General features: G+C 60.2%; 16 protein-coding genes and 1 tRNA gene. 10 read left to right on the forward strand and 7 right to left on the reverse strand.

Going from position 1 to position 12,200, the window contains the following annotated elements; genetic code table 11:
• Positions 1–2: 2 nt before the first annotated feature.
• Complete coding sequence (locus tag RPMA_RS19030) at positions 3–338, reverse strand: DUF6949 family protein (protein ID WP_211909240.1); 336 nt, start codon at positions 336–338, stop codon at positions 3–5.
• A gap of 238 nt (positions 339–576) precedes the next feature.
• Here RPMA_RS19030 and RPMA_RS19035 point away from each other — a divergent pair, with 238 nt between their 5' ends.
• Entirely contained in the window at positions 577–1,338 is a 762-nt protein-coding gene (locus RPMA_RS19035) for a hypothetical protein (protein ID WP_211913735.1), read from the forward strand.
• On the opposite strand, the gene RPMA_RS19040 is transcribed toward RPMA_RS19035, so the two are convergent.
• From RPMA_RS19040 to RPMA_RS19055, 4 genes are all read right to left on the reverse strand, one after another.
• The gene (locus RPMA_RS19040) at positions 1,290–1,508 is read right to left on the reverse strand and encodes a DUF3126 family protein (RefSeq protein WP_211909241.1); all 219 of its coding nucleotides are present in this window, start codon (positions 1,506–1,508) and stop codon (positions 1,290–1,292) included. The genes RPMA_RS19035 and RPMA_RS19040 overlap by 49 nt on opposite strands.
• Before the next feature lie 274 nt (positions 1,509–1,782).
• Positions 1,783–2,610 (reverse strand): serine O-acetyltransferase, encoded by an 828-nt coding sequence (gene cysE / locus RPMA_RS19045; RefSeq protein WP_211909242.1) that lies wholly within the window; start codon positions 2,608–2,610, stop codon positions 1,783–1,785.
• Positions 2,611–2,844: 234 nt separating this feature from the next.
• Complete coding sequence (locus RPMA_RS19050) at positions 2,845–3,597, reverse strand: alpha/beta fold hydrolase (protein ID WP_211909243.1); 753 nt, start codon at positions 3,595–3,597, stop codon at positions 2,845–2,847.
• 60 nt (positions 3,598–3,657) lie between these two features.
• Entirely contained in the window at positions 3,658–4,827 is a 1,170-nt protein-coding gene (locus tag RPMA_RS19055; protein ID WP_211909244.1) for a hypothetical protein, read from the reverse strand.
• A gap of 226 nt (positions 4,828–5,053) precedes the next feature.
• On the opposite strand from RPMA_RS19055, the gene RPMA_RS19060 reads away from it, so the two are divergent.
• Together RPMA_RS19060 and RPMA_RS19065 are read left to right on the forward strand one after the other, a co-directional pair.
• The gene (locus RPMA_RS19060) at positions 5,054–5,299 is read left to right on the forward strand and encodes a zinc-finger domain-containing protein (protein WP_211909245.1); all 246 of its coding nucleotides are present in this window, start codon (positions 5,054–5,056) and stop codon (positions 5,297–5,299) included.
• A gap of 10 nt (positions 5,300–5,309) precedes the next feature.
• Positions 5,310–6,476: an FAD-dependent monooxygenase gene (locus RPMA_RS19065; protein ID WP_211909246.1), complete on the forward strand. Its 1,167-nt coding sequence runs from the start codon at positions 5,310–5,312 to the stop codon at positions 6,474–6,476.
• Between the two features lie 68 nt (positions 6,477–6,544).
• On the opposite strand, the gene RPMA_RS19070 is transcribed toward RPMA_RS19065, so the two are convergent.
• The gene (locus RPMA_RS19070) at positions 6,545–6,949 is read right to left on the reverse strand and encodes a twin-arginine translocation pathway signal (protein ID WP_211909247.1); all 405 of its coding nucleotides are present in this window, start codon (positions 6,947–6,949) and stop codon (positions 6,545–6,547) included.
• Positions 6,950–7,101: 152 nt separating this feature from the next.
• Here RPMA_RS19070 and RPMA_RS19075 point away from each other — a divergent pair.
• From RPMA_RS19075 to RPMA_RS19105, 7 genes are all read left to right on the forward strand, one after another.
• Positions 7,102–7,187, forward strand: a tRNA-Leu gene (locus tag RPMA_RS19075).
• A 196-nt stretch (positions 7,188–7,383) separates the two neighbouring features.
• Positions 7,384–8,577, forward strand: coding sequence for a tyrosine-type recombinase/integrase (locus RPMA_RS19080; protein ID WP_211909248.1), 1,194 nt, complete (start codon positions 7,384–7,386; stop codon positions 8,575–8,577).
• A gap of 182 nt (positions 8,578–8,759) precedes the next feature.
• Positions 8,760–9,116: a PRC-barrel domain-containing protein gene (locus tag RPMA_RS19085; RefSeq protein WP_211909249.1), complete on the forward strand. Its 357-nt coding sequence runs from the start codon at positions 8,760–8,762 to the stop codon at positions 9,114–9,116.
• A 46-nt stretch (positions 9,117–9,162) separates the two neighbouring features.
• Entirely contained in the window at positions 9,163–9,345 is a 183-nt protein-coding gene (locus RPMA_RS19090; RefSeq protein WP_211909250.1) for a hypothetical protein, read from the forward strand.
• A gap of 11 nt (positions 9,346–9,356) precedes the next feature.
• Positions 9,357–9,683 carry a four-helix bundle copper-binding protein gene (locus tag RPMA_RS19095; RefSeq protein ID WP_211909251.1) on the forward strand — a complete coding sequence of 109 codons (327 nt, stop codon included), beginning with the start codon at positions 9,357–9,359 and terminating at the stop codon, positions 9,681–9,683.
• Positions 9,684–10,297: 614 nt separating this feature from the next.
• Positions 10,298–10,678, forward strand: a complete 381-nt coding sequence (locus RPMA_RS19100; RefSeq protein ID WP_211909252.1) for a hypothetical protein — start codon at positions 10,298–10,300, stop codon at positions 10,676–10,678.
• A gap of 14 nt (positions 10,679–10,692) precedes the next feature.
• Positions 10,693–11,316 carry a hypothetical protein gene (locus tag RPMA_RS19105; RefSeq protein ID WP_211909253.1) on the forward strand — a complete coding sequence of 208 codons (624 nt, stop codon included), beginning with the start codon at positions 10,693–10,695 and terminating at the stop codon, positions 11,314–11,316.
• A 549-nt stretch (positions 11,317–11,865) separates the two neighbouring features.
• Here RPMA_RS19105 and RPMA_RS19110 read toward each other — a convergent pair.
• On the reverse strand, positions 11,866–12,099 hold the full coding sequence (locus tag RPMA_RS19110; RefSeq protein ID WP_211909254.1) for a DUF6719 family protein: 234 nt from the start codon (positions 12,097–12,099) through the stop codon (positions 11,866–11,868).
• Between the last annotated feature and the right edge of the window lie 101 nt (positions 12,100–12,200).

Raw genomic sequence — 12,200 nt, forward strand, 5'->3', positions numbered from 1 at the left:
GCCTACGCGCCGGCCAGAATGCCGAGAGCCTGCAACGTCAAAACGATGAACGTGCCGGACATCAGACTCCAGAAGCCGGCAAGCACCGTCGCGATCATCACGAACTGGAAGCGATGCGGCTCCGGTGCGCCGGATCGCAACGTGTTGCGCATGATGACGAACGGCGCCGTGAAGACCAGCAGCGGGACGGCGGCAAAGCCTTCCGGCGTCGGTCCCTGCTGCAGCAACGCGAAGCTTGGCGGGCGGTTGACGAAAGCCTGATACGCGCTGGCGACAGCGCCTGCGATGGCAAAACCAATGGCGATCTGAATGAAACAGTTGAGAGCAATAGGTGACATAAGAAGTTTTTCTAGGGCAATTGAATGTTCTCGCTTGCAATGCACCATATTGCGACGGAACGCCACACTAACGTTAAAAAATCGTTAACGCGGGACCTGCGGTTGCACCTCCTGCATGGCTCGAATGGAATTGCGGCGCCGCGCAAGCAGGCCGTTAACCAATCAAGTGCATGTTCAACCAGTTGATTCGCCGTGGCATGCCGCGGAACTCTGTTGAGTGGTAGTTGCTTACGCGCGCATGTCCCTGCTGTTCCCGACACACCCGACGACGCGGCCACGCCGCCGCCAGCGCCGTCACAGCAATCTCGTACCGACATTGTTTGGTTTGGGTCTCGCCGCCCCTGCCGTCGCGGTCGTCGCCTATCTGCTATGGCCGACCTGGCACAGCCAGAAGCCCGGCGACCCCGATCGCATTCCGGTGAGCGTCGGCTCCACGCTGTTCAACGTCGAGGGCCATGCCTTCCGCCGCAAGGTGCAGAAGCATTCCGGCCCGCAGGAGCGCGTCGATCTCAGCTACACATACCCTGCGCTGGAGGCCAACGAAGCGCCGCGTCATGTGACAGTGGAGAATTTCGACGAGCACGTGCAGCCGATCGACCGCATTTTCCTGTCGATCTCGGCGCATCACAATGCGACGTCGCCGGATGCGCGCTTGCGCACGATCTATCCGCTCTATGCGGATCAGGCGTCACGCAGCGCCGACGGACTGACTATTCAGCCCTTCTACGACAGCACGCCATACGCGAAGGAAGATCTGTTTCTCGGCAGCGCGCCCACACTGGTTGCGCGCTGCACGCGGGATGGGGCCACGCCGGGCATGTGCATGAGTGAACGCCGCGTCGGCGGCGCCGATCTCGTCTTCCGTTTCCCGCGCGCCTGGCTCGATGACTGGCGCACGGTCGGTGATGCCATGGACCGGCTGACGGTCCGCCTTGGGGACGATAAGTCGCCTTACTCGCTATCGGCGAGATCTTCTTCCAGGATCGCCATCTGGAACTGAAACGAGCGATCATCGTCTTCGTCGTCGACGAACAACACCCCGACGAATTCCTCGCCGATATAGACTTCGGCCGAGTCATCCTTCTTCGGGCGCGGCACGACGCGGATCTTCTGGTTGCCGAATACACGCTTGAGATAGGCGTCGAGTTTTCTGACTTCCTGAACGTCCACAGGCGTCTCCAATGCAGGTGATGTGGGATGAGTTGATGGAGAAACGTTTAATCCCAGATGACGCGCGCGGCTAGGCCGTTTGTCGAAAATTCACATCATCCACTGCAGTGCGATACCGAAAAAATTCGATTGTCATCGCCCGCCCTGGCGCGCAATTGCGCGCTTGGAGCGGGCGATCCAGTAGACACAAGTTGCGAGAATTGAACCGGTCGGTCGCCGTATACTGGATCCCCGCTTTCGCGGGGATGACACAAGGAGCGTATTCGCGCGTTGCTTACAAGCCTAGCGCGTTGAGCATCTGGTTCATGGTGCGCGATGGCTCTGAACATCCCGCCTCGCCCACGATCTTCGCCGGCACGCCCGCCACAGTGACGTTGTGCGGCACAGGCTTCACAACGACAGAGCCCGCAGCGATGCGCGCGCAATGGCCGACTTCGATATTGCCGAGAATTTTTGCGCCCGCACCGATCAACACGCCGCGACGGATCTTCGGGTGACGATCTTCGTTTTCCTTGCCCGTGCCGCCAAGCGTCACACCATGCAGGATCGAGACATCGTCCTCGATCACAGCGGTTTCACCGACGACGAAGCCGGTGGCGTGATCCAGGAAAATGCCGCGGCCAATCTGTGCAGCCGGGTTGATATCAGTCTGGAATGCACCGGACGCGCGGCTCTGCATATACCACGCAAAATCCTTGCGGCCCTTGTTGTAGAGCCAATGCGCAAGGCGATGCGCCTGAATGGCGTGAAAGCCCTTGAAGTAGAGCAGCGGGTCGATGAAGCGCGAGGTCGCCGGGTCGCGGTCGAACACTGCAACGAGATCCGCGCGGAAGGCGTTGCCGATATCGGGATCGTCGCGCAGCGCTTCGCTATAGGTCTGACGGATCAGATCGCCGGACAGCGCCGCATGATCGAGACGCTCGGACACGCGATGCACCACCGAGTCCTCGAGGCGACTGTGGTGCAACACCGTTGAATAGATGAAGGACGCGAGCTCTGGCTCGCGATGGACGATGTCCTCAGCCTCGCTGCGGATACGATCCCAGATCGGGTCCAGGGTTGCGAGTTTCGCGGTGGTAGGATTGGTGCTCTGCACGGCCATGGCGGACTCGCAAATTCATCAAACAGGCGAAGATTATAGCACAGTGCCCCATGCTGTCGTGGCGGGCCTCATGCCATCGTGAATGCCGGCCTACCCGATACTTGCATGCTAACACCTTGAATTAGCACACGTTCCCGGCGACGGCCCGGCACGCCCAATAACCGGGCGTGCGGAAGAAGTGGGCGCTGATACGGTGAAAACAAGGCCTCGGCATCGTCGCCGCGGCTCACATGATCAGCTCTGGCGCGACAGGAAGTCGAGAACGCCTTCCTTGTAGACCCGGTCGCCGACCGCACGCATGTGGTCGCGGTTGGGAATGTCCAGCACTTGCGAGCCGGGGATCACCTTTTCAAGCTCATGCGCTGAACCCGCCACATCGTCGGTGGTACCGACCGCAATCAATACCGGCACCTTGATGGACGCGGCTTCCTCATTCGTCATCAGGCGACGCGAACCGCGCAAACACGCCGCGAGCGCGCGGCGGTCGGAGCGGGTTTGATCTGCGAAGGCCCGGAAGGTCCGCCCCATGGGATCGTTAACATCCTCGAGCGACGCTGCTTCGAGCGCGGACGCGACATTCTCGCCGGGGCCACCGCCCTTGATCAAGCCAATGCCGATGCCACCGAGGATCGCACAGCGCAGCAATTCCGGATGACTATAGGCGATATAGGCGGTGATACGTCCACCCATTGAATAGCCCATCATATCGGTGCGCGCGATGTTCAGATGCTTGAGCAGCGCGCGCACATCGGCGGCCATGATGCCGATGCCATATTGTTCGGAATCGTAGAGCTTGGTGGAATCGCCATGTCCGCGATTGTCGAGCGCGATCACGCGGCGATTGTGCTTCTTCAGCTCGGACACCCAGGTCGGGTACACCCAGTTGACATTCTTGCTCGATGCGAAACCGTGCACGAGCACGATCGGCTCGCCCTCGCCTTCATCGAGATAAGAGATTTCGACTGCGCCGTTGTGAAAGCTCGGCATCCAGGATTCCGTTGTAATTGAGACATGCGATGTGGGTGGGAAGTGGCGAATTTAGCCTTGCTAGGCAGCCTGCGCCAGTGCGGGAGCCGGCGAAGTCTGCTTTGCCGCCATGTTCTGGAGTAATACGTCCTGGCGCACCGCGAGTTCGCGCCTGATGCGGCGCGCCTTGGATCGCTGCAGCCAGGACCAGGTAATGCGCTCGGTGGTCGCCTTGATGGAGATGACGAGACCGATCAGCATCCACAGCGCCCAGAGCAGCCACATGCTGAGATGGAAAGCACCCGCTGCGAGAACGACGGCGCCACGTCCGAACAATTTGATGATCGCGCGGGTCTGCCCGCCTTTGGCGACCGCAAGCTTCGATGCGCGGGCCACATCCTTCGGCCCCTGCGCGATGCGGAGCGTATCCAGCGCGCCGCGCGTGCCGGCCTTTTCGCCGACGCGGCCGACATCCTTGGCAAATCGTACGATGTCGCCGGCCTTCTCGGCGCGAAAGGCGGTCTTCATGGCCGCCAAGGTCTGGCCGGGACGAAACACGGACACATTCATCATCGCCTCCTTGAGCACCGGCCCATCCACCATGCCACGGGCCGAACGCGCCGCCCAAGCAGTAAGCCCCTCGCCGATGCGTCCGGCCTTTCGCGCGTCCTTCACCAGCGTCAGTCCGGCCCGCACCGGCGTCATGCCGCCCGCACTGGCATAGGTGGCCGCGGTCACGGCGAGACCTGCCGCTGCGAGCCCCAGGATCAGGTGATCGGTATCCTCCCCCATCACCAAATGCTTGCCTTCGCGAACGGCGTCGCGGATATCACCGAAGACAAACAGGTCGCCGGCGACCGTGCCGGACAACGTGGCGAGATCGTCGGCATTGCCGGTCACGAAACCAGTGGCGAAACGCTTGGCAAAGTTAGCGGCCGAAGCATCCACCGCCACGGCCTCGTTCACCCGCTGCACGAGACCGTCCGGCAGCCTGACGTTGCGGGCCTCCGCGAGATCGACAAAGCTCTTGGCGAGATCGGCATCCTGGGCCGTCAATGCGTCCTCGGCCTGCTTCGCCAGCATGTCGGGGTCGCGACGCAGCGCGGCGGTGACCTGGGCATCCGCCAGCGCCACCGGATCGTCCTGCGCAATCAGCACAGCACCCGCATCCCGGGCATGCGGCCACAGCAACAGACCTGCGGTCATGCAGACCGCAATCCCTGTCAAAGCCGTACTAAGCCGAAACCGCATCCCAAATCCTTATTGGTGCACCTCCATTCAAGTGGTGCGTCACGGTTCGGACACAACCGCCCCGACGAAAGAAGGGCTATCGTGAGGCACCCAAACTGTGTCGAATTTGCAGGACTGAATGCCAGTTCCGCGGTCTAGGAATCAGCATCCGGGCCGGTATGGTGCGCCGCACTGAACGGTCGTGGACGCTGGGAGCGCGCGGCTGTTGCAAGCAAAGGTAGATACGATGTCCGACCACGTGGTTCCGCACTTTCACAATGACGCCGGCGTTCCGATCATCGAGATCGGCTCGAAGGAGTTCATGTGCGTGGGCGCCAACCCGCCGTTCGACCATCCGCATGTGTTTCTCGACCTCGGCGACGATAACGAGATCATCTGCCCCTATTGCTCGACCCTGTATCGCTACGCCAGCGACCTCGGCGCTGGCCAGGCTCGCCCGCCGGAATGCGTGGTGAAGGACAAGGCGGCCTGATTTTCCAGCTATGACGTCGTCGAGGACCATTGTCGTCGCCGGTGCAGGCATCGGCGGTCTGACAGCTGCACTGGCGCTTGCCGCCAAGGGTTTTCGTGTCACCGTTCTCGAAAAGGCCGCCCGGCTGGAAGAAGTCGGCGCCGGGTTGCAGCTGTCTCCCAATGCCAGCCGCATCCTGATTTCACTCGGACTTGCCGAACGTCTCGGACCCCATGTGGTCACACCACGTGCGGTGACCATCATGACGGCGCGCAGCGGCGGCGAGGTGACACGGCTGTCGCTCACGGCCAGCGCCCGGCCTGACGCCCCCTATTGGCTAGCTCACCGCGCCGACCTGCAGGCCGCGCTGCTGGCCGAAGCACAAAGCCGCCCGGAGATCGACCTTCGCCTCGGCATGCCGGTCGAGAACATCGAAGCCACGGCCTCAGGCGTGCGCATCGGCGGGGCCGAAGCCGGTTGCCTGATCGGCGCGGACGGCGCGTGGTCGGTGATACGGGGCAAGCTGTTCCCGCATTTGCAGCCGCAATTTTCGGGCCTGATCGCCTGGCGCGGCACCTGCGATGCCGCAAGCCTGCCGAAAGAGATCCGGCCGTCCGGCGTTCAATTGTGGATGGGCCCTCGCGCGCATCTGGTCGTCTATCCGATGTCGGCGGGTGAACGGATCAATATGGTGGCGATCGTCCCCGGCGCGCCGCTCGCCCCCGGCTGGCACACCCCTGGCGCCAGCGACGACATCAATGGACATTTCAGCCAGGCGCGCTGGCCGGCCAACGCACGCGCCATGATCGCGGCGATCGACAATTGGGGATGTTGGCCGCTCTATACGATGCCGGACGGCGGCGCCTGGCATGCGGGCCATGTTGCCCTGCTCGGTGATGCCGCGCATGCGATGGTGCCCTTTGCAGCCCAGGGCGCCGGCATGGCCATCGAGGACGCAGCCGTTCTGGCGGAGTGCCTCGGCGCGACCACGGACGATCGCGACGTCCCGGCCGCTCTGGCGCGCTACGCCACCCTCCGCAAGCCACGCGTCACCCGCGTGCAGCAGACCGCACGGCGATCTGGAGAAATTTATCACCTGCGCGGCCCGATGGCGCTCGCACGCGACGTCACGATGCGGCTGCTCGGCCCTCAACGCCTGCAGGCGCGACAAAACTGGATTTATAACTGGCAGCTCTAGCGCCTGACGATCCAGCCAAGCGATAGCCGGCTTTCGGATCAGCCGATGCTTCCATCAGAGGCGCATCATCAGCGCCTGGAAGAACGGTTGGCGGGCATCGCCGACGGGGGCGCTGGGGGCGGCGCCGATGCGATGCATCGGTTCTTCTGCCACTGCTCCTCGGCCAACTTTGCCTGAGCGCGCGCGGAAATATAATCGTTGCGATAGGCCACTTCACCGACCACGCTTCCGGCCGTGCCTGTTTGCGCTTTGTCGATCAGCCCCTGCAATTCGGCCGTGCGCCGCGCCAGGCGATTGCGTTCCGCCTCGAGCTGTGAGCAATCGCTCAGGTCATAGATCGACGGGTCAACAAACGCTCCGGACAACGGCCCATCACCCATGCCGGCACAGCCGCCAAGGTGAACGGCAAGCAGCAGCGCAGCCGCCGCAGCAATGCGGGACGGCAGACGGGAGCGAGAGATGTCAGCGATCATCGGGACTTTCTAGGCGGGCTTTATTGAGGTTGCGTAAAGCAGCCCCCGGTGGCCGGATTGAGGCCGAGCTGACAAGGCTCACTCCCGACAAGGCTTACTGGCGAACTTCCGATTTGGCGCGGCGCGCATTTACAGCTATGGAGACGCAGCCTGCCCCCTTGATGGAATTGGTAGACATACAAGACTTAAAATCTTGAGTCCTCTGGGCGTGCCGGTTCGAGTCCGGCAGGGGGCACCAGTGGTTGATCCGAGGTGGTTTTTCGGGCGCGGCGAATCGGCCAAAATCCATCGACAACCTTTTGATAATGTGCGATTTTAGCCAAACTACCGCGTCCACCGTCGTCCTCGGTTGTCCAGCGACATCCACGATTTTTGTTGGTCTTTGTGTTGGTCCGGGCGACCAATGTGTTGGTCCAGCGCTTTGGATTGCTTGAATGCTCACTGACGCCAAATGTAGAAACGCAAAGGCTAGGGAGTCGGCCTACAAACTCTCCGACAGCGAAGGTCTCCACCTACTTGTCCGTCCTAGTGGCACAAAGGCTTGGCGCCTTTCCTACCGTTTCCTTCGCAAACAGAAGTCCCTTGCACTGGGGACTTATCCCGCAGTCGGATTGAGCGCAGCGCGGACAGCCAAGGATGAAGCAAAGCAGTTGCTGGCGCGCGGCGTTGACCCATCCCACCAGCGCAAGCTTGATCGCAGTGCAACTGAACGATCATACGCGACTACTTTCAAAGCCGTGGCGGATGAGCTCATTGCCAAATTCGAGAAGGAGAACTACTCCGCAGTTACCCTGCAGAAAAAGCGATGGCTCGTTTCTTTGGCCGAACCAGAAATCGGCAGTCGCCCCGTAGCAAGCATCTCTCCACCCGAGTTGCTTGACGCTCTACGGAAAGTTGAGAAGCGAGGCACCTACGAAACTGCAAATCGCCTGCGATCATTTGCGGGATCGGTATTCCGGTTCGCGATTGCCACGGGACGAGCCGACCGCGATCCAGCTCAAGATCTCCGGGGCGCACTTATTACCCCTACCGTCAAACATCATGCCGCGATTACAGATCCTAAAAAGCTCGGTGCCCTGCTCCGCGCCATCGACGGAATCGATGGCTCATTCATTGTCAAACAAGCACTAAAATTTACACCGTTGGTGTTCGTTCGTCCTGGCGAACTCCGAGGTGCGAAGTGGACAGAATTCGACCACAAGAGCGCCGTTTGGAGAATTCCGGCCGAACGCATGAAGATGGACCGGGAGCACCGCGTTCCTCTCGCGCCCCAAGCGCTGCAAATACTTGCGGAGCTGCATCCGATCACTGGCAGCTCGCCGTTCGTGTTTCCCTCGGTCCGCTCTTGGCATCGACCGATGTCAGAAAATACGATCAATGCGGCGTTGCGTCGTCTTGGTTACACGGGCGAAGAAATGACGGCTCATGGTTTTAGGACAACGGCATCGACGCTACTGAACGAAATGCAAGAATGGTCCCCCGATGTAATAGAAAGGCAGCTCGCCCATCAAGAGCCGAACGAAGCTCGCCGCGCTTACATGCACGCCGCCGAATTTTGGAAGGAGCGAGTGAGCATGATGTCGGCTTGGGCGGACTATCTTGACGGAGCTAGACACTTCCCGGCCTGAGCCGTATTTTTCCGTTGACCTGTCTGGGTCAGGCTCTTCATTGGCAGATCGCCGATTTGCATGCGTTGCGATGTGGCCCGCTAGAGCCTTCACCTGACCATAAAGTTCAGCGCGACCTTTTGTCGAGGAACGAAGCAGACACCCCCCTGTTCTACCGCCACACAAGCCAAGGGAGGACAATCATGGGTGAACGTGAAACCGGCAATCTCATCGGCACCGACAAGGTCGACGGCACCGCGGTGTATGGCCCTGATCGCGAGAAGATCGGCTCCATCGAGCGCGTTATGCTCGAAAAGGTCAGCGGCAAAGCTTCATACGCCGTGCTCAGCTTCGGCGGCTTCTTCGGGATTGGCGATGACCACTACCCGCTTCCGTGGCAGACGCTGAAGTATGACACCGAGCTGGGTGGTTACCTGACCAATGTGACCAAGGATCAGCTCGAAGGTGCCCCTAAGTACAGCAACGAAGCGGATTGGGACTGGCAGGACACCGGTCGCTACCGCAAGGTGGACGACTATTACGGAACTCCATTCGTTTAATCTGGTTGGCCCCGGTTCGCCGGGGCCTTTTTCTTTGGAGGAAGCCATGGCGAAATCTGATCAGGACATAACCCTGGACGAGAAGAGCCAGGAGCAGCCGCAAACCAAGGAACGGGCACGTGACCCAAGTTCGAAGGATCAGCCCCAGCCTCCCACACGGGAGGAGGAGAAAACCGGCAAGGTGGCGCCGGGCCAGAAGCACCAAAGGCACCTGGGCGATAAGAGCTGAAGGAAAACACAATGCAATCAGCAGAGATGAAGAGCTGCATCGAAGCCTGTCTCGCCTGCTACAAGACCTGCACCAGCATGGCGATGAATCACTGCCTGGAGATGGGCGGCGAGCACACAGAGCCCGATCACTTTCGGCTGATGATGGCGTGCGCAGAGATGTGCCGGACGTCAGCCCACTTCATGCTGATCGGAACGCCCCATCATAAGCACACTTGCCGCGAGTGCGCGGAGATCTGTGCGGAGTGCGCAAAGGACTGCGAGCGCATCGGGGACATGGATGAATGCGTCGCTGCCTGCCGGGCTTGCGCCGAGTCCTGTCAGAAGATGGCCGCCTGAAACCTTTTCAGGTCAGCGCCATTGCCAAGGCAGCATACGCCGGGTGTCAACCGGCCCTAACGGGGATGATGGACGCGGCGGTTTTGCCGGTTTCTCGTCGCGACAGCAACGCATAGGTACGCGTGGCAATCTAACCTGTTCCCGGCGTATGCGCTCCCCACAACCTTCAGTAAACTGCCCGGCGTAAACACCTCGATTCGCGCTGGGCAGGGCATGCTATCCCGTTTCAATCGGCTACCATTCGAGCTACGCGTCGCGCTCCTCGCCAATATCGCCGTCCTGATCCCAAACCTCCTGTGGTTTGGATCGCAACTCGGCGCGAGGATCGACCCTGGACTGGCCACCCTTCTGGGCGCCGTCGTGGGTCTGGGCGTCGTAGGATGGCAGACCAACCGCGGCTTCAAGAACCTCATCCGGTCTCAAGAAAACCAATCGAAGATCGAGCAGGACGCCAGGCTGCACAGATACGAGCTGGAGCAAAAGGCAGCAAAAGACGCCGAAGACCGAGCACGACGTCAGTTACTGTCCGGCCTTCGAGCCGAAATCGTCTCTCTGCATTCGTCTGCATTTACAAGTGCGCAATCTCACAGGCAATTTGCGCTGCTTTACAAAGCATGCATGAACATAACTCTCCGGCGACAATCAAAGAATTCACCATCGCCGGCTTCAAGGCACCCTTCTACAAAGAAAATATCGGCAAGCTGGGGTTGCTCGATGTTCACATCGCCGCTGACATCATCAAGGTTCACTCGATGGTTCACGACGAGAAAAAGATTGTATGGGAGAATGCGGCGCCCAACTCTGTGGTTTGCATCGCGTACGCGACCAGCGCGGCCCTCGCTTACAAATTCAACGCAGACCTCTATCACGTGGCGATGCGCATACGCTCTTTCGAAGAGGGGACGGCTGACCCCGGTAGCCTGTCATCTACGGAGGCAGCTCGGCACGCCGACCTTCCCAAATTTGAAGATATGATACCGGAAAAGATTGTCTGAGTGAGAGCGAGAGAATGAATATCAACGAGGAGCAAGACCTATTTTACGCTAACCTTGGCAGATGCATCGCGCAGTGGTCTCATGTCGAAGACGCCTTGTACGGAGTCTTCAGTACGGCAATCGCCAAACCAAATGAGGAGCGACAGGCAAATCTCGCGGTGCAGGCCTCGTTCTACTCCGTCAATCTTTCGGAGGGGAAATTCAACATCACAAACGCTGCGGTACGGTTTCGCGTTATCGAGGGCATGACAAATGAACTGACTGACCCGCGGCGGCGTTTGCTCGGCATTTGGGAGCTGTTGATGAAAAAGGCTGATAAGCGACGAACGAAGAGAAATCAGATTGCCCACTTCCAGGTGCTCACCGATGTTCATGCAGCAGAAGGGAAGCGTTTGGCCCTTCGTCCTGCCATCTTTAACCCGAACGGCATCTTGAGGCCTTCACGCCCGTTCCACTGCGCCGAGCTGCACGCCATATGCAGATCATTCGGACGGCTCGGTCAAGACCTGAGCGCGTTCTCTTATGCGCTTGGCCTGACGTTCGGGCAACGCGCACGTGAAGACGACTACGAAGAGCAGTGGGCAGGCCTGACATCAAGACTGTCTGGCCGCGTCTATGAGGGCCAAGCATCAGCTTAGCTTAAAGGATTCGCAAGAGCGTCCTCCCTATCATCCTTCTAGCGGGAACGCGCCAGCTGAATGCTTCTAAGCGGTTCTGACTATCGGCGTCGTCGGCCGACGCCAAAGCCCCTGGATGCAGGCTGCGGTCTAACTGTTTCGCGCTGGGTGCTGCTCACAAGGACAAGTGTGCTGGAGCCAGAAGCGGACGACGAAGTCCGAGCTGGGGTAGGCGCAGATTTTGCCGGCGTCACCAGCGAAGAAAGCGGAAGCGGAGCCGGCATGTTGACCCGGATCGCCGGTTCGGCGGATACCTCTTTCCGGGAACGGGTCTCACCCCAACTGCTGGGTTTCCCGTCATTCAGGTCAAGGTAGGACGGAAACGGTCCTTGCTGCGGTGCCGACAAATCCACGACGGAGCCCGCATGAGCAGGACCACTCAACAGAACAACGGATGCAACAAGCGATGCACGGATCATCTGGGCTCCTCCTGCCCTCAACGAAGCATGTACCGCTTTCCGCCGCGTCAACGGACTGGATAAATCGACCGTAAATACAACCGGAAGAATTTTACGGCTTGGAGCCAGGTGCCACGCTCGCGGTATCCAGCGTAACACATGTCCGCTTCCGCAGGCGCCGATCCATCCCCGTCACCTTCATCACCTTCCCTGCCGAGCAATTGCCGCCCTGGACGTAGACCACGGCGAACGGATTCAGGGTGTGAGGTTCACGGGAAAGGATTGTTTGTGCCGAGGCCGACCCGGCAAGGGTCAGGAAGCCGACACACAGAACGATGGTACGCATAACTCATCTCCACAGCCGACGATGGCCTACAACATCGGCGTTGAGATTTGGTTGCTCAGCGCAAATGTCGCAGGCCTCGGCGGCGGGTTAGCGGGCGCCGC

Origin of the sequence: Tardiphaga alba (genome assembly GCF_018279705.1) — a bacterium.
Taxonomy (GTDB): Bacteria; Pseudomonadota; Alphaproteobacteria; order Rhizobiales; family Xanthobacteraceae; genus Tardiphaga; species Tardiphaga alba.